This window comes from Rhizobium sp. BK060 (assembly GCF_014193145.1).
In the GTDB taxonomy this organism is placed as follows: domain Bacteria; phylum Pseudomonadota; class Alphaproteobacteria; order Rhizobiales; family Rhizobiaceae; genus Rhizobium.
In genome coordinates this window covers 214,069-233,950 of the sequence record NZ_JACHYW010000008.1, presented here as the reverse complement: position 1 = coordinate 233,950, position 19,882 = coordinate 214,069, and the positions used below count along the sequence as shown (strand labels likewise).

Annotated in this window: 17 protein-coding genes; 13 read left to right on the top strand and 4 right to left on the bottom strand. The window is 60.3% G+C overall.

Translation table 11 applies throughout. The features are described 5' to 3' along the window. Window positions 1–266: 266 nt before the first annotated feature. Entirely contained in the window at window positions 267–836 is a 570-nt protein-coding gene (efp, locus tag FHT71_RS11715; RefSeq protein ID WP_007794613.1) for an elongation factor P, read from the bottom strand. Window positions 837–988: 152 nt separating this feature from the next. On the opposite strand from efp, the gene epmA reads away from it, so the two are divergent. From epmA to FHT71_RS11680, 7 genes are all read left to right on the top strand, one after another. Then, a complete protein-coding gene (epmA, locus tag FHT71_RS11710) occupies window positions 989–2,056 on the top strand; it encodes an EF-P lysine aminoacylase EpmA (protein WP_132588643.1) in 1,068 nt (355 codons plus the stop codon). Then, window positions 2,053–3,105, top strand: coding sequence for a lysine-2,3-aminomutase-like protein (locus tag FHT71_RS11705; RefSeq protein ID WP_132588642.1), 1,053 nt, complete (start codon window positions 2,053–2,055; stop codon window positions 3,103–3,105). Before epmA ends, FHT71_RS11705 begins: the two co-directional genes overlap by 4 nt. 261 nt (window positions 3,106–3,366) lie before the next feature. After that, window positions 3,367–3,618 carry an acyl carrier protein gene (locus tag FHT71_RS11700; RefSeq protein ID WP_007794604.1) on the top strand — a complete coding sequence of 84 codons (252 nt, stop codon included), beginning with the start codon at window positions 3,367–3,369 and terminating at the stop codon, window positions 3,616–3,618. Continuing rightward, complete coding sequence (locus FHT71_RS11695; RefSeq protein ID WP_183719721.1) at window positions 3,619–4,800, top strand: acyl-CoA dehydrogenase family protein; 1,182 nt, start codon at window positions 3,619–3,621, stop codon at window positions 4,798–4,800. It begins immediately after the preceding gene. 4 nt (window positions 4,801–4,804) lie between these two features. Next, the gene (locus FHT71_RS11690) at window positions 4,805–5,713 is read left to right on the top strand and encodes an amino acid--[acyl-carrier-protein] ligase (protein ID WP_007794597.1); all 909 of its coding nucleotides are present in this window, start codon (window positions 4,805–4,807) and stop codon (window positions 5,711–5,713) included. Between the two features lie 8 nt (window positions 5,714–5,721). Beyond that, window positions 5,722–6,684, top strand: coding sequence for a DUF1839 family protein (locus FHT71_RS11685; RefSeq protein ID WP_183719719.1), 963 nt, complete (start codon window positions 5,722–5,724; stop codon window positions 6,682–6,684). A 16-nt stretch (window positions 6,685–6,700) separates the two neighbouring features. Further along, window positions 6,701–9,175 carry a glycoside hydrolase family 2 protein gene (locus FHT71_RS11680; RefSeq protein ID WP_183719717.1) on the top strand — a complete coding sequence of 825 codons (2,475 nt, stop codon included), beginning with the start codon at window positions 6,701–6,703 and terminating at the stop codon, window positions 9,173–9,175. A gap of 47 nt (window positions 9,176–9,222) precedes the next feature. Here FHT71_RS11680 and FHT71_RS11675 read toward each other — a convergent pair whose 3' ends face one another. Together FHT71_RS11675 and FHT71_RS11670 are read right to left on the bottom strand one after the other, a co-directional pair. After that, a complete protein-coding gene (locus FHT71_RS11675; protein WP_007794587.1) occupies window positions 9,223–9,459 on the bottom strand; it encodes an Lrp/AsnC ligand binding domain-containing protein in 237 nt (78 codons plus the stop codon). A 72-nt stretch (window positions 9,460–9,531) separates the two neighbouring features. Continuing rightward, window positions 9,532–10,422, bottom strand: coding sequence for a LysR family transcriptional regulator (locus FHT71_RS11670; RefSeq protein ID WP_132588638.1), 891 nt, complete (start codon window positions 10,420–10,422; stop codon window positions 9,532–9,534). Between the two features lie 220 nt (window positions 10,423–10,642). On the opposite strand from FHT71_RS11670, the gene FHT71_RS11665 reads away from it, so the two are divergent. The 6 genes from FHT71_RS11665 (at window position 10,643) to FHT71_RS11640 (ending at window position 18,482) form a co-directional block, all read left to right on the top strand. Next, on the top strand, window positions 10,643–11,926 hold the full coding sequence (locus tag FHT71_RS11665) for an FAD-binding oxidoreductase (protein ID WP_132588637.1): 1,284 nt from the start codon (window positions 10,643–10,645) through the stop codon (window positions 11,924–11,926). Between the two features lie 17 nt (window positions 11,927–11,943). Further along, a complete protein-coding gene (locus FHT71_RS11660) occupies window positions 11,944–13,482 on the top strand; it encodes an aldehyde dehydrogenase family protein (RefSeq protein WP_132588636.1) in 1,539 nt (512 codons plus the stop codon). A gap of 72 nt (window positions 13,483–13,554) precedes the next feature. Then, window positions 13,555–14,544, top strand: a complete 990-nt coding sequence (locus FHT71_RS11655; RefSeq protein ID WP_132588635.1) for an Ldh family oxidoreductase — start codon at window positions 13,555–13,557, stop codon at window positions 14,542–14,544. Between the two features lie 142 nt (window positions 14,545–14,686). Then, a complete protein-coding gene (locus tag FHT71_RS11650; protein ID WP_007794571.1) occupies window positions 14,687–15,715 on the top strand; it encodes an iron ABC transporter substrate-binding protein in 1,029 nt (342 codons plus the stop codon). Between the two features lie 113 nt (window positions 15,716–15,828). After that, window positions 15,829–17,445 (top strand): iron ABC transporter permease, encoded by a 1,617-nt coding sequence (locus FHT71_RS11645; protein ID WP_132588634.1) that lies wholly within the window; start codon window positions 15,829–15,831, stop codon window positions 17,443–17,445. Further along, window positions 17,442–18,482 (top strand): ABC transporter ATP-binding protein, encoded by a 1,041-nt coding sequence (locus FHT71_RS11640; protein WP_132588633.1) that lies wholly within the window; start codon window positions 17,442–17,444, stop codon window positions 18,480–18,482. Before FHT71_RS11645 ends, FHT71_RS11640 begins: the two co-directional genes overlap by 4 nt. Here FHT71_RS11640 and FHT71_RS11635 read toward each other — a convergent pair whose 3' ends face one another. Then, window positions 18,483–19,808, bottom strand: a complete 1,326-nt coding sequence (locus FHT71_RS11635) for a glucoamylase family protein (protein ID WP_183719715.1) — start codon at window positions 19,806–19,808, stop codon at window positions 18,483–18,485. It abuts the gene before it with no gap. Between the last annotated feature and the right edge of the window lie 74 nt (window positions 19,809–19,882).

Below are 19,882 nucleotides of genomic sequence, written 5' to 3'. Positions count from 1 at the left end.
CTGAAGGGTGGGTTTGCAACACCCAAATCCTCTCAGACAGGAGGCATCTCTCAAAGCGGGCACCAATTGCCGCGACTAGCGGCTTAGTTCAATCTCTCGAACCGCCCGGTGCGGATCCGCATGCCGGGTGGTGTGGCAGGGGCGCGATCGAATACGATCGCCCCCTATGCCGATTTGAACAGTGGTCGCGATACGAACGTGTCGCCGACAAGAAAAGGCCGCGTCGTTTCCGAAGCGGCCATAGTTCTCAGCGCTGAAGCGGACGATCAGTCCTTTGCGCGCTCGACGTAGGAATTGTCTTCCGTCGCGATAACAACGCGCGTGCCGGCGTTGATGTGCGGCGGCACCATGGTGCGCACGCCGTTCGACAGCATTGCCGGCTTGTAGGACGACGAAGCCGTCTGGCCCTTAACGACCGGTTCGGTTTCCGTAATTTCGAGAGTTACGTGGCGCGGCAGCTCGAGTGCAAGCGGAACGCCTTCATGGATCGACAGAATGCAGGTCATGCCTTCCTGCAGATAGGCCTTCTGATCGCCCATCGTTTCATTGTCGACGACGACCTGGTCGTAGGTCGCCGGGTTCATGAAGTGGAACCCTTCGCCATCTTCGTAGAGGTATTGGAAGTTCACGTCTTCGACGAAAGCGCGCTCCACCTGTTCGGTCGTACGCCAGCGCTCGGAGACCTTGACGCCATCGACGATACGACGCATGTCGACCTGGGTAACCGGCGTGCCCTTGCCCGGATGAAAGTTCTGGGCAGTCAGAACGACGTAGAGCTTGCCATCTACGTCGAGAACGTTGCCCTTGCGGACGGAAGAGGCGATGACCTTGACCATTAAGACTTCCTTGTAACTCGGCTTTTGGCGTCGTAGAGGACTGTCGATACAGCCCCGGAGACGCGAGTGATTATTCTTTGGGGGCGCAACTAACCTAAAATCCGGCAAATAGCCAGCCCCAGGGTTGGACAGGTCGGTCAGGACAAATGCCAATGAATCCCTCGATCGCCAAAGTGTCGCCGTGGTGGACGCCGAGCATGCATTTGGACCGCCGCCCGTTCCTGATTGGACGAAATGCGATCCAGTCTGCATTGCGCGGCTACTTCCTGAGCGAGGATTTTCTGGAGGTCGACACCGCAACGCTGCAGGTCTCGCCAGGCAACGAGGCGCACCTTCATGCGTTTGCCACTGAAGCATTGACGACCGACGGCCAGACGGCGGCGCCGCTTTACCTGCATACATCGCCTGAGTTTGCCTGCAAGAAACTGCTTTCGGCCGGAGAGCAGCGTATCGCCTGTTTCGCACACGTCTATCGCAATCGCGAGCGTGGACACTTGCATCATCCGGAATTCACGATGCTTGAGTGGTATCGTGTGGGCGAAAGCTATGAGAGCCTGATGATGGACTGCGTTCGCATTTTGGCGCTTGCTGCAGAAACGATGAAGACGGCACGGCTCACCTATAAAGGCAGTGACTGCGATCCGTTCGCAGGGCCGGACCGAACAAGCGTTGCCGCAGCTTTCGAACGCTATGCCGGCATCGATCTCCTGGCTTCCGTTTGCGCCGATGGTGCGACGGATCGGGCGCATCTCGCTGACCAGATGAAGCGGATCGGCATGCGTGTTGCGGACGATGATGGCTGGGCCGATCTGTTCAGCCGCGTCCTTGTCGAGAAGGTCGAGCCTCATTTGGGTTTCGGTCGAGTGACCATTCTTGACGAGTATCCGGTGTCGGAAGCAGCGTTGGCGCGCCCCTCCGCTCGTGATCCCCGTGTTGCCGAACGTTTCGAGGTCTATGCTTGCGGGGTCGAGCTTGCGAACGGCTTTGGCGAGCTTACCAATCCGGCGGAACAGCGCCGTCGCTTCGAGATCGAGATGTCTGAGAAGGCCCGCATCTACGGCGAAAGCTATCCTCTGGATGAGGATTTTCTGGACGCGCTTGCCATCATGCCCGAGGCAAGCGGGATCGCTCTCGGCTTCGATCGGTTGGTGATGCTGGCAACCGGCGCGTCGCGGATCGATCAGGTGATGTGGGCCCCAGTCGCGGAGTACGGCAGATGAACAGTATCGTGCCTATCAAGACCGTCGAGGGTCTGGAAAGCGCTGGGCTGCTGGGTCAGAGAGACCGGGACGCGTTGGCTGATGTAGCCGCACGCTACGCCATTGCATTGACGCCAGCGGTCGCGCGCTTGATTGATCGCACGGACGCTGCAGACCCAATCGCCAGGCAGTTCGTACCAGATGCGGCCGAGCTCAACGTCGTGCCCGAAGAGCGTGCGGATCCGATCGGAGACGAAGCCCATAGTCCCGTGCAGGGGATCGTTCATCGCTATCCCGATCGGGTACTGTTGAAGGCCGTACATGTCTGCCCAGTCTACTGTCGTTTCTGCTTTCGCCGCGAGATGGTTGGCCCGCAAGGCTTGGGCACGCTAGACCCCGAGGCAATGACGGCAGCCTTTGCCTACATTCGAGACCATAAGGAAATCTGGGAGGTGATCCTGACGGGCGGCGATCCGTTGGTGCTGTCTCCGCGACGATTGGAAGAAATTCTTCGCGAACTGGCATCGATCGATCACGTGAAGATCGTGCGGTTCCATACACGCGTTCCCGTGGTGGATCCTTCAAGAGTTGATGCAGCCTTGATTGCAGCCCTGAGAGCGAGTGGCAAAACCGTCTACGTGGCGCTGCATGCCAATCATCCTCGCGAACTGACCGAAGAGGCACGCGCGGCGTGTGCCCGCCTGATCGATGCCGGAATTGTCATGGTCAGCCAATCGGTGCTCCTGCGGGGCGTCAATGATGATCCAGAAGTACTTGCAGGGTTGATGAAGGCCTTCGTCGAGACGCGTGTGAAGCCTTACTATCTGCACCATCCGGACCTCGCTCCCGGCACGAGCCATTTTCGGCTGACGATCGAAGAAGGGCAGAAGATCGTCGCCGCTTTGCGCGGCCGGATCTCCGGTCTCTGCCAACCCACCTACATACTCGACATACCGGGCGGCCATGGCAAGGCCGTCATCGGTGAGCAGTCGATCAGAGAGTCGGGCGAGGGGTGCTATTCTGTTTCGGATTATCGCGGTGCCGAGCACCTGTATCCGCCGGTCGCCTAGTGAAAACGGGGCGGGCGAAGTGTTGTTCTTGAACAATGTGTCGCGAGACCTCTTCATGGCGCGAGAATATAAATCGTAGGCAAGATATTGAAATCCAACGTAAGTTCCACGTCATCCCGTTTCTCCTATAAGAATTTAGTTGAGGTGCTTAGCTCACTTTAACTACGTCATTTAGGAGAATTTTGTCTTTTCCAGACTACGTCTATTCCGAGAACAAGGCAGTTTCGCCACTCGAGATATGATCATCTTGGAGAAGTCATAATGAATACTACGATCCGTGAGCTCCTGGTCAAATTTGGAAAGCTTCCCGTCTCTGTTGACCAAGTTGCCGACGATGCCGACCTTTATGCGGTGGGCCTAACTTCCTTCGCTTCCGTGCAGCTTATGCTCGGCATCGAAGAGGCATTCGATATCGAGTTTCCCGACAATCTCTTGAATCGCAAGTCTTTCGCCAGCATCGCGGCGATCGCGAAGACTGTCGACCAGATCAAAGATAGCCGGAAGGTCGCCTAAATGAACTTTCCGGTCAAAATCGCGGAAGAGGATCTTGCCTCCAGAGTCGCCCGTGTGTCAGCGATTGCGGCAAAGCATGCGGACTCCGTCGATTTTGATGGGAGGTTCCCGCACGAAGCGGTGGAGGCAATGAGGGCCGAGCGACTGCTCGGAATTCAGATCCCACGCCATTGCGGGGGCGAAGGCGCGACGATCGCACAGATAGCCGAGCTGTGCTCGATGCTTGGGCAGGCGTGTTCGGCGGCTGCCATGGTCTTCGCCATGCATCACATCAAGCTCTGCAGTCTTGTCGAGCACGGCGCCGAGAGCGAATGGCATCGGGCCTTCATGCAACGCGTGGCGGCCGAGCAATTGCTGATCGCATCGGCGACGACGGAGGGCGGCATTGGCGGCAATCTCAGGAATAGCATCTGTGCGATCGAGGTGGAGGGTGATCGTTGCCGTCTCGACAAAGACGCGACCGTCATATCCTATGGCTCCTACGCCGATGCGATCATGATTACGTCGCGCGCCCATGCAAATGCGGCTTCCTCCGATCAGGTCCTGACTGTCTTCCTCAAGGAGCAGTACGCTCTGGAAAAGACCCACGCGTGGAACACGCTCGGCATGCGCGGTACGTGTTCGGATGGCTTCCTCTTCAAAGGCGAGGCCCCAGCTCGACAAATTCTACCGAAGCCCTTCGCGGAGATCGCGGCTCAATCCATGCTGGCTTCATCGCACCTGCTTTGGAGCGGCGTGTGGTACGGCATCGCCGTCGATGCCGTGGGGCGGGCGCAGGCGTTCGTGCGCGCTGCGGCGCGCAAGTCACCAGGGGCGCCACCGCCCGGAGCCCTGCGATTGGCCGAGGTCTCCAATCTGCTGCAAATGGTTCGCTCGAACGTCGTCGCCGGCCTGAAGGCCTACGAGGATGCCAAGAGCGACGCAGACAAGCTTTCCTCGATGGGCTTTGCCGTGACGATGAACAACGTGAAGATTGCGTCATCGGAAACGATTCTCGAAATCGTCAATCACGTGATGCTGATTTGCGGGATCATGGGCTACAAGAATGGCACGCCATTCAGCGTCGGCCGACATCTGCGCGATGCCCACTCCGCACAACTCATGATCTCGAACGACCGCATCCTCGGCAACACGTCGAGCATGCTTCTTGTCCACAAGCAGGACACTAGCTTACTGGGGTGACGACATGGACGTGCAGACAACGTTTCTGGACAGGCTTTTTGAATCGGGCCTCCTGATCGATACGGGCGTTGACGGTCTTTACGGGCGCAGCGGACAATTCGAAGATGTGATCGCCGCCTTCGAACGCCTGATCGACAAGTTCGGCGGCGCCGACGGCGCTGAAGCGATGCGTTTTCCGCCCGGGATGAATCGCGCCTTCTTCGAGAAGAGCGGCTACATGAAGAGCTTCCCGCAGCTTGCCGGCACCGTTCACAGTTTCTGTGGCAGCGAGCTCGACCACGTCAGCCTCCTTCAATGCATGGAAGTGGGTGACGACTGGACGAAGGATCAGCAGGCGACTGACATCGTGTTGACTCCTGCGGCATGCTATCCGCTCTATCCGACAGTTGCTCGCCGCGGCAAACTGCCGATGAGTGGCAGCCTCTTCGATCTGCAATCCTACTGCTTCCGCCATGAGCCTTCGCAGGATCCCGCGCGCCAGCAGCTCTTCCGCATGCGTGAATATATTTGCATGGGTATGGAAGAGCACGTCACGGATTTCCGTCAACGCTGGATGGACCGCGGCGTCGAAATGATGAAGGCGGTCGGCCTCGATGTGGCCATCGATGTCGCGAACGATCCGTTCTTCGGCCGCGCCGGCAAAATGCTGGCTAACAATCAGCGCGATCAGAACCTGAAGTTCGAGCTGCTCATTCCGATCACCTCGGTTGCTAAGCCGACGGCCTGCATGAGCTTCAACTACCATCAGGATGCGTTCGGCACGAAATGGGGCCTTTATCTTGAAGACGGCAGCGTTGCGCATACCGCCTGCGTTGGCTTCGGGCTTGAACGCATCGCGCTCGCGCTGTTCCATCACCACGGGCTCGAGGTCAAGCATTGGCCTTCCAAGGTGCGTCAAGCGCTGTGGGGCTGAACGAAACGATGAGAGCCGTCTTTCCACGGGTGCGCCCGGACGGCTATCAGCCGCATCCGCTGCACTCCAGCGAGCGCATGTGGCCTGAAACCAATTGCTACGTCGACCTTTGGATCGAAGTGCTGAACGCCGTCGGCGCTGCGCCGGAGGCGATGCTTGGCTTCACGCTCACCCAGGATTTCGAGGGCGATCAATTCACCTTCTTCAAGGTGCCCCTCGAGGATCTTGAGGCACTCTACGACATCCGCGTCACCGAACTTGCCATCTTCGACCGCGTCGAACGGCACGTTGAGGTGCAGATTGCACGCGGGCGTCTTTGCCTGATCGAGATGGATTCTTTCTATATGCCCGATACGCAGGGCACTGCCTACCGGACCGAGCATGGCAAGACCACCGTCGCAATCAACAGGCTCGACTTCGCCGGCAAGCGCATCGAGTATTTTCACAACGGTGGTTACTTTCAGCTCGAGGGCGAAGACTTCGATGGGCTGTTCCAGCTCAACCTGAAGCCACAAGATCCGTTGTTCCTTCCATATACGGAGTTTGCAAAGTTTCCCGCCCGTATTCCTGAGGCTGCGCATGTCAGCACCACCGCGCGCAAACTTCTTGAACGTCACTTCGGTCGCCGGCCGGTCTCGAATCCTATTCGGGCCTTCGCCGAAGTGTTTCCGCAGCAGGTGGAAGCGGTCGCAGAGCGGCCGTTTGGCTTCTTTCACAAGTATGCGTTCAACACGCTACGCCAGTTTGGCGCCAATTTCGAACTTGCCGGCGACCATCTCGCCTGGCTCTCTGGCAACGAATTCTCGTCTGCCATCGCTGATGCGCGCCGGATTTCCGAAATTGCAAAGTCGGTGCAGTTCCAGCTCGCCCGGGCTGTGACGCGGAAGAAATATGATCCACTGCGCGCAGCGCTTGATCCGGCAGCCGATGCATGGGATTCCATGATGGCTTCGCTCAAGGAGCGCCTGTGAAGCCGGGAGTCTAAGCATGCGGGGACGGTTGGCGAGTGTCGGCGCGGAGGAAACTCTGCTCGCCGAAGGCTGGAATCTGGTTCTGACGGAGCCGGACGCTTGCGCAACCCCTCATGACATTCCCTTATCCGCACAGTACATCGCCGCCGAAGTGCCGGGAACTGTCGCCGCGGCATTGGAAAAGGCCGGGCGCTTCGATCGCGAGAATCCGGAGCCGCTCGATACCCGCGACGCGTGGTATCTCTGCCGGCTTTTTGACGCGCAGCCCGGCGACGCGATCCTGCGCTTCGAGGGGTTGGCAACGCTGTGTCATGTCTTCCTCAATGGCCAGGAAATCCTGTCGTCGGAAAGCATGTTCACCATGCACGAGATACCGGTGACGCTCTCGGGCGGCGATGAGTTGGCACTTTGCTTCCGAGCCCTTGCGCCAAAGCTGGCCGAATCCGGCCCTCGCGCCCGCTGGCGTCCGCAGATGATCACGCCGCAAGGCTTGAAGAACGTTCGCACGACGTTGCTTGGACGGATGCCGGGTTGGTGTCCTGAAATTCATGCGGTTGGGCCGTGGCGTGCCATCACGCTCGTGCGCCGCGATATCGTTTCGATCGACAATGTCACTGTCCGTGCCGTGCTTGAGGCGGACGGTACCGGGCGGTTGAGCGTTTCGCTTCACACGAATGTCGACAATCCGGATTTGATGCTTCGTTGTGGAGAGATCGAGCAGGCCTTCGAAAAGATTGGAGACAGCCACCACTCGGCGATTCTGAAGCTGAAGGGCGTTGATCTCTGGTGGCCGCACACGCATGGCGCGCCTCAACTTTATGATTACTCGATTGTCATCGACGGCGTCGCGCATCATGCAGGGCGAACAGGTTTTCGGCGGATTGACATTGATCGCGGATCGCACGGAGATGATTTTGCGCTGTTGATCAACGGCGAACGCATCTTCTGCCGTGGTGCTGTCTGGACGACCGCCGATATCGTTCGGCTGCCGGGCGGCCGGTCGGACTACGAGCCGTTCTTGCGCCTGGCCGCAGAGGCGGGCATGAACATGATCCGCATTGGCGGGACGATGGCCTATGAGACACCGGAGTTCTTTCAGCTCTGTGACGAACTCGGCCTGCTTGTCTGGCAGGACTTCATGTTCGCCAATTTCGACTATCCGAAGAACGACAAAGCGCTGACGGCGCATGTCCACGCGGAGGTTGAGGAACTCCTGCACGCCGTCCAGGGATGCCCGTCACTCGCGGTATTGTGCGGCGGCAGCGAAATCTACCAGCAGGCGGCCATGCTTGGATTGCCGCAGGACTATTGGTCGGGTCCGATCACGGAGGAGATTATTCCGGCGATTGCCGGACGCATGCGGCCCGACGTCCCGTATGTGCCAAATTCACCTTCGGGCGGCGCGATGCCGTTTTCTGCGAACGTTGGGGTTACCCATTACTACGGCGTCGGCGCCTATATGCAACCGCTTGACGATGCTCGACGAGCGAATGTTCGCTTCGCGGCCGAGAGCCTGGCTTTCGCTCATGTGCCACAGCAGCCAACGCTGCAACGCCATCTGGATGTTCCGCCGGTCCACAGTCCGCTATGGAAATCGCGTGTCCCCCGCGACCGCGGCGCGTCGTGGGATTTCGAGGACGTAAGGGATTTCTATCTGGCAGAACTCTATCGCGAGGATCCGGCGCGGCTTCGTCGTGAAGATCGCGAGCGGTACCTCGATCTTTCCCGCGTCGTCACGGGCGAAGTTGTGGAAGCAACCTTCGCCGAATGGCGCCGCAATGGGTCGACATGCAACGGCGCATTGGTCTGGACGCTGCAGGATCTGATGCCTGGTGCCGGTTGGGGTGTGATCGATTCAACCGGCGAGCCGAAGCCGGCCTGGTATGCCCTGTGCCGCGCTTTCCGGCCGGTGCAGGTGGTCGTGACCGACGAGGGCACGAATGGCCTCGACGTTCACGTGCTGAATGAGACCGAGCACGCTCTCCAGCTTGATCTCGAGCTGGTTTGTTTGAGGCACGGCAAGCAGCACGTCGTCAGTGGCGGCCGCATTCTGACTTTGGCGCCGAGAAGTCGCGAGACCTTTGCCGCCACCGATCTCTTTGGCGCATTTTTCGACACGACCTACGCCTTCCGCTTCGGCCCACCCTCTCACGACGTCACCGTTGCTCGCTTGCGTCTGCCGGATGGTGGTCTGGTGGTCGCCGACGCCTTCCATTTTCCGTTGGGGCGCTCGAAGGCCTTCCACGATGCCGAAATCCAGGTGGCGGTGACGCGAAAGGACAATGCGTGGGGGCTCGATATCGCAGTCGACAGGTTCGCACAGTCCGTCCACATCGGTATTGATGGCTATCGACCGGACGACGACTGGTTTCATCTTGCCCCCGGCGCCGCCAAACGCGTCCGGTTGCTTCCGCAATCGGGGTCGGCAGATGGAGAAGCGCCGTCCGGTGAGATCACAAGCGTAGGTAGCTCGCGAGCCGTCTCATTTTAAAGCCCAAGCCTGCCATTGCGGGATTGGCAGGCGTTTGAAACGGCTGCTCAGAACGCCTTGAAGGTCAGCGTTGTCAGCGAACGCACGATGCCGGGTATGTTGGCGATGTTATCGTTGATGAACTTGCCAATGTCCTGCCCTTCTTCGATGTAGACCTTGAGCAGAAGATCATAGTCGCCGCTCGTCGAGTAGAGCTCGGAAGCGCGCTCTGTTTGGTAAATGGCGTCCGCGACCTCGTAGGTCTTGCCGGGTGCGCATTGGAGCTGAACGAAAATTGGCTTCATCGACGTTTCCTGCATCATATTCTGGTTCGGCGCATAATGGTCGAAAGCGCCATGTCGGCGCAAGCTGTTCCGTCAGATGGCGGCTTCTCGAACGATCCAGCGGCGAAATGCTTCCAAAGGCGCGTAGTCGGCCCGTTCTGTCGGATAGGCAAGGTAGTAGCGCTCGCTGCTTTCCATTTCGCGATCGACGGCGGCAATCAGGTCGCCGCGCTTCAGCTCGTCGTAGATGAGAAAGGTCGGCAGCAGCGCAACGCCGAGACCCGCCATCGCCGCTTGGGCGGCGGTCGCGAACTGGTCGAAGAGCATGCCGTGCACGGTCTGAAAATTCACGCCATTGTCGGCGAACCAGCGCTCCCAGGCATCCGGCCGCGTCGTCAGATGCAGCAGTGGAACGCCGAGCAAATCTTGCGCCGTGCTGATCGCGTGCCGGCTGCGGAACTCGGGGCTGCAGGCCGGGACGGTCCTCTCCGACATGAGAAATGTCAGCTCCGCGCCAGGCCAATGCGGGTGACCGAAGTGAATGGCCGCGTCTATGGAATCGAGCCGGAAGTCAAAGGGCGACAGTCGGGTGACGAGGTTGATCGTCACCCCTGGATTGGCAGTAAGGAAGCGTCCGAGCCGCGGGGCCAGCCAGCGCGTCCCGAATGTCGGGAGAATGGCCAGATTGAGCGTACCGCCATGCGGATTGGCACGGAGGTTCAGCGATGCACTCGAAATGCGTCGCAGTGCCTCGCGAATCTCGCGCGCATAGGCGTCGCCGGCGAGGGTCAACCGCACGGTCTGACGTTCGCGCAGAAACAGCTCGACGCCGAGCTGCTCTTCCAGTGCCTTGATCTGGCGGCTGACGGCACTTTGTGTGAGGTCGAGTTCACGCGCCGCAGCCGTCACGCTGCCAGTGCGTGAGACAGATTCAAATGCGACCAGCAAGGATGTCGAGGGAAGAAATCTTCGTGACGGCAGCATCCATCATTCCATTTGAGAATAAGCTGTTTCCTAAATGTCGATATTTACGGCATCTGGGGCTTTGTAAAGTAATTCATGTGACGGAATCGGAATGAACTGGAAATGCGATCGATCTGCCGCGCCCACCGTTCCCGAGGTTGTGGCCGGCAGCCTGATCAGTGGTTTCATGAGCAAAGGCACGGCGCTAGAATGTCGCCAGTTTAATGGATGGATTTGATCGATGCTGAACGATCCCCGCTCCCACGGCCTCTGGGAAAAAACCGCTCCGCAGCCGCCTGTGACTTCCGCGCTTACCGGCGCCGTGAGCGCCGACGTCGTTGTCGTGGGCGGAGGCTATACGGGGCTTTCCTCAAGTCTCCATCTGGCCGAGGCGGGCTCAAAGGTCGTGCTTGTGGAAGCTGCGGAGATCGGCTTCGGCGGCGCGGGCCGCAACGTCGGCTTGATCAACGCCGGCATGTGGGTGATGCCTGACGACCTTCCCGGTGTTCTCGGCCCTGTTTACGGCGAGCGTTTGCTCGACCTGTTGGGCAACGCTCCAAGGCTGGTGATGGAGTTGATCGACAAGCACGGCATTGCCTGTGAGCTCGAACGGAACGGCACGCTTCACGTCGCCGTTGGCGCGAGTGGCTTGAAGGAGATTGAGGATCGCGCCCGGCAATGGGCGGCACGCGGGGCGCCGGTGGTGCTGCTTGACGCCGCCGAAACGGTCAAGCGTGTCGGCAGCAGTGCCTATACGGGATCGTTGCTCGACATGCGCGCAGGCACGCTGCAGCCGCTCGCCTACGCCCGCGGCCTTGCACATGCGGCGGTCAAGGCTGGCGTTTCAATCCACACGTCGAGCCCCGTCATCGGGACCGAGCGGAAAGGCAATCGCTGGACCATCAAGACCGCAAAGGGGGAGGTCACGGCCGACTGGATTATCGTGGCGACCGACGCATATAGCACCGGTCCCTGGGAAGCGGTGCGCAACGAGCAGGTGCACCTACCCTATTTCAATCTGGCCACCCGGCCGCTCAGCGACAATCTGCGCGGTTCGATTCTTGCAGGGCGCGAAGGCGTTTGGGATACGAAGGAAATACTGTCGTCCTACCGCATGGATCAGGCCGGACGTCTTGTCTTCGGCAGCGTTGGTGCTCTGCGCAATACCGGGCTTGGGATCCACACGGCCTGGGCCAAACGGTCTTTGAAGAAGCTCTTTCCGCAGCTTGGGGACGTCGAGTTCGAGTGTGAGTGGTACGGCAAGATCGGGATGACCGCCAATGCGTTGCCGCGGTTCCACAGGTTCGCGCCGAATGTCGTGGGCTTCTCCGGCTATAATGGTCGCGGGATCGCGCCCGGCACGGTGTTCGGCCGCACGCTTGCCCAGCTTATCCTGGGGCAGACGACGGAAGCGGACCTGCCGCTGCCGCTTACCGCGCCGTCCGAACCGAGCTTCCGCGCCGTGAAGGAGATGTGGTACGAAGCCGGCGCCCAACTGGCCCATATCGCCGACGCCCGCTTTTGAGAAACGAGGTTGAACCCATGACCATTTCTGCACTTGATCTCGCCACCGAGACGAAAAGACTGCTCACAGAATTGGGCGTCGGTGCCCACCGCTATACGGGCGGCACGCTCCGTGTCACCTCTCCGGTCACTGGCAAGGAGATCGGGGCGCTGAAGGAGCACTCGGCTTCCGAGGCAAAGGCTGCGATTGAGGCCGCCCACAAGGCGTTCCTCGATTGGCGGGCCGTCCCTGCTCCGAAGCGCGGCGAACTCGTGCGCCTGCTCGGCGAAGAGCTTCGTGCTGCGAAGAACGCTCTCGGGCGGCTTGTCTCGATCGAGGTTGGCAAGATCACGTCCGAAGGGCTCGGCGAAGTCCAGGAAATGATCGACATCTGCGACTTTGCCGTCGGCCTGTCACGCCAGCTTTATGGTCTAACCATTGCCACCGAGCGCTCGGAACACCGAATGATGGAAAGCTGGCATCCGCTTGGTGTCGTCGGCATCATCTCGGCCTTCAATTTCCCGGTCGCCGTCTGGTCCTGGAACGCGGCGTTGGCGCTTGTCTGCGGCAACTCGACGGTCTGGAAGCCATCGGAGAAGACACCGCTGACGGCGCTTGCCGTTCAAGCGCTTTTTGAAAGGGCGCTGAAGCGGTTCATTGCCGAAGGCGGCGTCGCGCCTGCCAACCTCTCGACCTTGCTCATCGGCGGTCGCGATGTCGGGGAAGTCCTCGTCGACCATCCCAAGGTGCCACTCGTCTCCGCGACCGGCTCGACGGCCATGGGCCGCGCTGTCGGTCCTCGCCTGTCGCAGCGTTTCGCGCGGTCGATCCTAGAGCTCGGCGGCAACAATGCCGCGATCATCTGCCCAACCGCCGACCTTGATCTGACGCTGCGTGGCATTGCCTTTTCAGCCATGGGTACGGCCGGCCAGCGCTGCACGACATTGCGCCGCCTGTTCGTTCACGAGAGCGTCTATGACAAGCTCGTTCCGCGCCTGCAGAAGGCCTATGGCTCGGTGTCGATCGGTAATCCGCTGGAGGCCGGTACGCTCGTCGGGCCGCTGATCGACAAGCAGGCGTTCGGCAATATGCAGTCCGCATTGGAACAGGCGAAGGCGGCTGGCGGCAAGGTCACCGGGGGTGAGCGCGTCGAAAACGGTGCGGGAGACGCCTTCTATGTCCGTCCGGCGCTCGTTGAAATGCCCTCACAGACTGGCCCTGTCGAGCATGAGACGTTTGCGCCAATCCTCTACGTCATGAAGTACACGGATTTCGATCAGGTATTGGAACTGCACAACGCCGTGCCGCAGGGGCTTTCTTCTTCGATCTTCACGAATGACATGCGCGAAGCCGAGACCTTCGTTTCGGCTCGTGGTTCGGATTGCGGAATTGCCAATATCAACCTCGGTCCGTCCGGAGCCGAAATCGGTGGTGCGTTCGGCGGCGAGAAGGAAACCGGCGGTGGCCGCGAATCCGGCTCCGACGCCTGGAAAGCCTACATGCGCAGGGCGACGAACACGGTCAACTACGGCAAGACATTGCCGCTCGCACAGGGCGTGAAGTTTGACGTTGAATGACTGCTGCTGCATTGCAGCTGGAAGGGCGATGACATAACACGTCATCACCCTTTTTCCTTTTTGCAGGTCGCCATGCATTTGACTTTGGCTGCGGCGGAAACGCTGGTTATCGATGCCCTGACGCGCAATCGCGTGGACGAGGCAAATGCGCGCTCGGTCGCTAGGGCGCTTGTTGCTGCCGAAGCGGCTGGACAGGGAGGTCATGGCCTGCGCCGCGTCGAGGCTTACGCAAAGCAGGCGAGGGCAGGCAAGGTCGATGGATTTGCCAAGCCGCAGCTCGAACGACTGTTTCCTGCGGTTGTGCGGATCGATGCCTGCCACGGCTATGCCTATCCTGCGTTTGATCTCGCCGCCTCGGTTCTTCCGGAGATTGTCAGGGAGCAGGGCATTGCCTTGGCGGCAGTTCACCGTTCGCACCACGCCGGCGTTCTTGCGCTGACCGTCGAGCGGTTTGCGGAAATGGGGTTTGTCGCTCTGATGGTTGCCAACGCCACCGCCTCCATGGCCGCCTGGGGCGGGCGGAAACCCGTCTTTGGAACGAATCCCATCGCGTTTGCCGCGCCGATCCCGAAGACTGACCCTCTCGTCATTGATCTCGCGCTCTCGCGCGTCGCCCGTGGCAAAGTGATGGCCGCACGCCAGAAAGGCGTTGATATCCCTGCTGATTGGGCCTTTGACCGGGACGGTCAGCCGACGACGGATGCCCTTGCCGCACTCGAGGGGACGATGGCCCCATCTGGAGAGGCCAAAGGTGCGGCCTTAGCAATGATGGTCGAATTCCTTGCCGGCGCCCTGACCGGGGCCAATTTCTCCTTCGAGTCCTCCTCGCTTTTTGACGACAAGGGTTCAGCGCCCGGTCTTGGGCAGATGCTTGTTGTCATCAACCCGGCCGCTAGCGGTGGAAATGGCGTGGCGGAAAGGTTGGTCAGGTTGGCGGACCAGATTTCGTCCGACCCCGGCGTGCGGCTCCCCGGGCGTCGCGGCCAAACGGCTCGTAGACAGGCGCTGGAAAGCGGCCTCGAGGTCGAGGATGAAGTTGTTGCCACCATCTATTCGCTCTAGCTAGAACGATTCTAAAGTTGACGAACGATTTCAAGTATTTGTGATCCCCGAAGCATCTCTAAAACTTGAAATGCCAGATCAACAAAAATATACGGGCTCCCATCACCTCGGGGATCTCGGGTGCAACACCATGGAGGGCTTCATGAAAACTTCCCTTAATCGCGTTTCCGGCGCGCTGGCGCTTGCTGCGTCGCTTGTTGCCGCAACTTCGCTCGCCACCGGCGCCGCTGTGGCGCAGGAATCCGAAGGCATTGTCGTCTACAACGCTCAACATGAGAGCCTCGGGCGCGAGTGGATCGATGCATTCACCAAGGCAACCGGCATCAAGGTAACGATGCGCCAGGGCGGGGACATGCAGCTCGCCAACCAGATCGTTCAGGAAGGCGATGCGTCGCCGGCCGACGTTTTCCTGACCGAGAACTCTCCGGCCATGACGCTGGTCGATGCCGCCGGCCTCTTTGCGCCGGTCGATAAGGAAACGCTAGACCAAGTTCCCGAGCAATATCGTCCGTCTGACGGCATGTGGACCGGCATTGCCGCCCGTTCGACCGTTTTTGTCTATGACAAGACGAAGTTGACTGAAGACAAGCTGCCGAAGTCGCTGCTCGACCTTGCGGATCCGGCCTGGAAGGGTCGTTGGGGCGCTTCGCCGGCCGGCGCTGACTTCCAGGCGATCGTCAGCGCTTTGCTCGAACTCAAGGGCGAGGAAGCAACGGCGGCGTGGCTCAAGGCGCTCAAGGAAAATTCCACTCCGTATAAGGGCAACAGCGTCGCCATGAAGGCGGTCAATGCCGGCGAAGTCGAGGGTGCGGTGATCTATCACTATTACTGGTTCGGCGATCAGGCGAAGACCGGTGAAAACAGCAAGAACGTTGCGCTGCACTACTTCAAGAACCAGGATCCGGGTGCATTCGTCAGCGTTTCCGGCGGTGGCGCTCTGAAGTCGAGCCAGCATGCCAAGGAAGCTCAGGCCTTCCTGAAGTTCGTGACCGGCAAGCCCGGCCAAGACATCTTGAAGAGCGGTACGTCCTACGAATATGCCATCGGTAAGGATGCCGCTTCGAACGACAAGCTCGTTCCGCTGGCTGATCTCGATGCACCGAAGGTTGATGCGGCCAAGCTGAACAGCAAGAAGGTGACGGAACTGATGACGGCCGCGGGCATCATCTAGTCCTTTCGCAGGCCCCTGCGGGTCAAAACTGTTGCTTTTGGCTCAAGAAAAACGTAGGGCATGACGAAATCGGCAACCGCCTTTCATAGGCGGTTGCCTTCCTTTTTCAGCGTATGAAGGCGGCGGCCTTGCTGCAGGACAACAGATTGCTTGTTCCCGGCCATGAAAGGCCGATGGCGCGGCCGGTGGCGGGAATAGATCGGCTGCGGGCGCATCTGCCCCACGCTGCCGTCATCCTCTTTGCCTCCGTCGTGGCGCTGTTCAGCCTGGTGCCGCTTGGCTTCATCGGCTGGATAACCTTTGATGTCGGCTGGCAGACCGTCAAGGAATTGGTGTTCCGCGCGCGCGTCGGCGAATTGCTCGTCAACACGGTGCTGTTGGAAGCCTTTACCATTCCGCTGTCGATCGCTCTTGCCGTGACGCTTGCCTGGCTGGTCGAACGGACGGACATACCCTTCGCCCGGCTGTGGTCGTGGCTGGCGGTTGCGCCGCTCGCGGTGCCGGCCTTCGTCCATAGTTACGCCTGGATCAGCCTCGTTCCGGGCATGCGCGGCCTGCAGAGCGGCGTCTTTGTTTCCGTGCTCGCCTATTTTCCGTTTCTCTACCTCCCGGTCGCTGCCGCCTTGCGTCGGCTTGATCCCGCCATCGAGGATGCTGCCGCCTCCCTCGGCCTTGGGCCTTGGCGTCTGTTCTTCCGTACGATCCTGCCGCAGCTGCGCTTCGCCATCTGCGGCGGCTCGCTGCTGATCGCGTTGCACCTGCTGTCGGAATACGGTCTCTACGTGATGATCCGTTTCGACACCTTCGCTACCGCCATCGTCGACCAGTTCCAATCCGCCTATAACAGCCCCGCGGCCAACATGCTGGGCGGTGTCCTTGTCTGCTGCTGCCTGTTTCTGCTGGGTCTCGAAATCCTGTTGCGCGGCAATGAGCGATATGCCCGGGTCGGATCCGGCTCGGCGCGGCCTGCGGATCGCCGGCGGCTCGGCTGGTTCGTGGTGCCGGCGATCGTGCTTCAGGTGGGGCTGGCGGCTCTGGCGCTCGGCGTTCCTCTCGTAACGCTGGTGCGGTGGCTCTATTTCGGCGGGCTCGAGGTCTGGCGTGTCGACACGGTCGGCAATGCTTTCGCGCAAACCATCGTTCTTGCTATCGCCGGCGGCGCGCTTGCGACGATTGCTGCCGCACCGATGGCCTGGCTCTCCGTGCGCGCACCGGGGCGTCTCCAGCGCCTGCTCGAGGCCTGCCACTACTATGTCGGCTCGTTGCCGGGTGTGGTCGTGGCGCTCGCGCTGGTGACGATTACGGTCCGTCTCGTTCTGCCTCTCTATCAGACCTTCGCGACCCTTATTGTTGCTTACATACTGCTGTTTCTGCCGCGTGCCATGGTGGGCCTCCGGGCCAGTATCGCCCAGGCACCCGTGGAGCTGGAGCGTGCCGCGATGGGCCTTGGCCGCACGCCCGCCCAAGCAGTGAGGCAGATCACCATGCGGTTGGCTGCGCCGGGTGCGGCGGCCAGCGTTGCGCTTGTTGGTCTCGGGATTACCAACGAGCTCACCGCGACATTGATGCTGGCGCCGAATGGGGTGGAGACGCTTGCCACGAGGTTCTGGTCGCTGACCAGCGAGATCGATTACGTGGCGGCGGCGCCATACGCATTCATGATGGTCGTGTTATCGCTGCCGCTCACGCTTCTTCTTTATGCCCAATCGAAACGGACTGCCGGACAATGACGCTGCTTACGATCGATCGCATCAGCAAGCGTTACGGGCATGTCCAGGCATTGCAGAATATTTCACTCGATGTTGCCGCCGGAAGCCGCACTGCCGTCGTCGGGCCTTCAGGGTCGGGCAAGACGACGCTGCTGCGCATCATCGCCGGTTTCGAGCAACCCGACGGCGGTCGCGTGACGCTCGACCGTGAGCTTCTGGCTGACGGTCCTGTAGCGGTGCCCGCACACAAACGAGGCATCGGTATCGTGTCACAGGACGGCGCGCTGTTTCCCCATCTGAGTGTCGCCGACAATATCGGCTTCGGCTTCGAGCGCGGTGCGCCCGATCGCGAACGACGCATTATCGAGCTGCTTGATATGGTCGAGCTTGACCGCAACATGCTCACCCGTCGGCCGCACCAGCTTTCCGGTGGCCAACAGCAGCGTGTGGCCCTTGCCCGCGCACTTGGCCGCAAGCCGCGCTTGATGTTGCTCGACGAACCGTTTTCGGCACTCGATACAGGACTGCGCGAGAATATGCGGAAGGCCGTGGCGCGCGTTCTTCAGTCCGCAGGTATCACGACGATCCTCGTTACTCATGATCAGGCGGAAGCACTCTCCTTTGCCGATCAGGTTGCCGTCCTGCGGGAAGGCAGATTGATCCAGGCCGGGTCGCCGCAATCGGTTTACCTGCAGCCCCTCGATCGGGAGACAGCCCTGTTCCTCGGCGACGCCGTGATGCTTCCGGCGATCGTTCGCAACGGCTTTGCTGACTGCGCGCTCGGCCGCGTGGCGGTCGACGGGGACCGCCAGGGCAAGGTCGAGATCATGCTACGGCCCGAACAGATCAGGGTCGTTGCTGATGAAAGCGAGCAGACTTATCGCGGACGTGTCGTCGAAGTGGAATTCGGTGGAGCGACCTGCACTGTCGCCGTGTCGCTTGAGGGAGTGGCCCTGCCGCCGATCATGATCAAGACATCGAGCGTGGCGCTTCCGGAGCGCGGAGATCGTGTTCGTCTCGATATCGCCGGCAAGGCGCACGTTCTCGGAAGCCGCTGATCAGGCGATCTTCAGTTCAGAGCCTTCGTCTTCCGACAGCCAGCCACCGCTAAAGCCCGCCAGTTCAAGACCGCGCCGGATGACGGGTGACCGTCGCATCAGGCCCCAGATGAAGTCGGACCGATCGTTTTCGATCGTCATCACAAGAAGTCCCTGATCGATGCCGACGCAGCGATCGTCCACCCAGCCTTCCGGTCGCTTGGTCTTCACGGTCGGATTGAACCCGCCGGGGAAACGATCCTCGTAGAGCAGGTTCGGATACGTGGACATCAGGGCGCGAAGGCCATCGAGCGACGCCTGGCGGTCATACGGTAGCGACGCGAGCGCGGCCCAGGGTGCGATGGTGCCGTCATCTGGTCCGAGCGGTGCGCCGCGCGCAGCATAGCCGAGCACGCGCGGATGGCGACCGCCACGCATGTTGCGCGTCGGAGGCGGGCCATCCGAGGCGGATAGACCCCAGACGTCCTTGTTGTAGCCGACGAAGTGGCCGGGATTGCGCTCCGCGTAATCACGCTGCACGGCAATCGATACCTGGGTGTTGCGGAAATAATCCCAGTTGCGATCGGCCATCGCCTTGTCCTGGATTCCGCGGAAATCAATCCAGGCATGCGAGAAAAAGTGAATGAAGAGCGGGCCGGCATAGACATAAGGTTGGTCGCCGAACAGCATCCAGGAGTAGCTTGCGGTAAAAGCATCGTAGCTCGACGTCGGGATCGGATGCGTCGGGGAAGCCAGCGCCAGCGTATAAAGCAGGATCGCTTCGTCGTAGCCCTGCCAGCGCCAGCGCAGGAAGCCACTGCCCGGCTTCCAGCCCATGCAAATGGTCTGGCCTTTGTTCAGCGCCCAGTGCCAGTCGATTCTCTCGTAAACCAAGTTCGCGAGCCTGCGGATCTCCGTCTCGGCTTCGGTATTGCGATCAAAATAGGCCGCGGCCGTCAACATGCCTGCAACCAGAAGCGTGGTGTCGATGGTTGACAGCTCGCTGTTCCAGGCCCGATGGCCGGTGTCCATATGCAGAAAGTGATAGAAGAAGCCGCGATAGCCGATCGCATGCCGCTCACGACCTTGGTGACCGTTGGCAAAGAAGCAAAGCGTCTTCAGCGTGTACTCGATCGCGTCGGAGCGCTGCATCCAGCCACGCTCGACAGCGACGGGATAGGACGACAGGGAAAAGCCGACCGCGGCGATGCTGCAGGGAACACCCGCGATGGACGTGTCCGCGACCAGCCCGTTGTCGGGATTGTAGTGCTTCGGGAAATAATTGAATGCGCCTTGCTGAAGCCTGTCGATCAGCGCGACATCCGTTTCCTCGGTCCGTTGTAACATACGTGCCAAGCCCAACTTGTTATTCAGCCCCGACACCAACATGGCGAAGCGTCGTGTGCAATTCAATGATTTTT

Excerpts from the sequence above, each read along its gene's own strand:
- FHT71_RS11705 (WP_132588642.1), top strand. The coding sequence starts at position 2,053 with ATGAACAGTATCGTGCCTATCAAGACCGTCGAGGGTCTGGAAAGCGCT.
- FHT71_RS11635 (WP_183719715.1), bottom strand. The coding sequence starts at position 19,808 with ATGTTACAACGGACCGAGGAAACGGATGTCGCGCTGATCGACAGGCTT.
- FHT71_RS11680 (WP_183719717.1), top strand. The coding sequence starts at position 6,701 with ATGCGGGGACGGTTGGCGAGTGTCGGCGCGGAGGAAACTCTGCTCGCC.
- FHT71_RS11655 (WP_132588635.1), top strand. The coding sequence starts at position 13,555 with ATGCATTTGACTTTGGCTGCGGCGGAAACGCTGGTTATCGATGCCCTG.
- FHT71_RS11690 (WP_007794597.1), top strand. The coding sequence starts at position 4,805 with ATGGACGTGCAGACAACGTTTCTGGACAGGCTTTTTGAATCGGGCCTC.
- FHT71_RS11685 (WP_183719719.1), top strand. The coding sequence starts at position 5,722 with ATGAGAGCCGTCTTTCCACGGGTGCGCCCGGACGGCTATCAGCCGCAT.
- FHT71_RS11665 (WP_132588637.1), top strand. The coding sequence starts at position 10,643 with ATGCTGAACGATCCCCGCTCCCACGGCCTCTGGGAAAAAACCGCTCCG.
- FHT71_RS11640 (WP_132588633.1), top strand. The coding sequence starts at position 17,442 with ATGACGCTGCTTACGATCGATCGCATCAGCAAGCGTTACGGGCATGTC.
- FHT71_RS11645 (WP_132588634.1), top strand. The coding sequence starts at position 15,829 with ATGAAGGCGGCGGCCTTGCTGCAGGACAACAGATTGCTTGTTCCCGGC.
- FHT71_RS11670 (WP_132588638.1), bottom strand. The coding sequence starts at position 10,422 with ATGCTGCCGTCACGAAGATTTCTTCCCTCGACATCCTTGCTGGTCGCA.
- FHT71_RS11650 (WP_007794571.1), top strand. The coding sequence starts at position 14,687 with ATGAAAACTTCCCTTAATCGCGTTTCCGGCGCGCTGGCGCTTGCTGCG.
- efp (WP_007794613.1), bottom strand. The coding sequence starts at position 836 with ATGGTCAAGGTCATCGCCTCTTCCGTCCGCAAGGGCAACGTTCTCGAC.
- FHT71_RS11675 (WP_007794587.1), bottom strand. The coding sequence starts at position 9,459 with ATGAAGCCAATTTTCGTTCAGCTCCAATGCGCACCCGGCAAGACCTAC.
- FHT71_RS11695 (WP_183719721.1), top strand. The coding sequence starts at position 3,619 with ATGAACTTTCCGGTCAAAATCGCGGAAGAGGATCTTGCCTCCAGAGTC.
- FHT71_RS11700 (WP_007794604.1), top strand. The coding sequence starts at position 3,367 with ATGAATACTACGATCCGTGAGCTCCTGGTCAAATTTGGAAAGCTTCCC.
- FHT71_RS11660 (WP_132588636.1), top strand. The coding sequence starts at position 11,944 with ATGACCATTTCTGCACTTGATCTCGCCACCGAGACGAAAAGACTGCTC.
- epmA (WP_132588643.1), top strand. The coding sequence starts at position 989 with ATGAATCCCTCGATCGCCAAAGTGTCGCCGTGGTGGACGCCGAGCATG.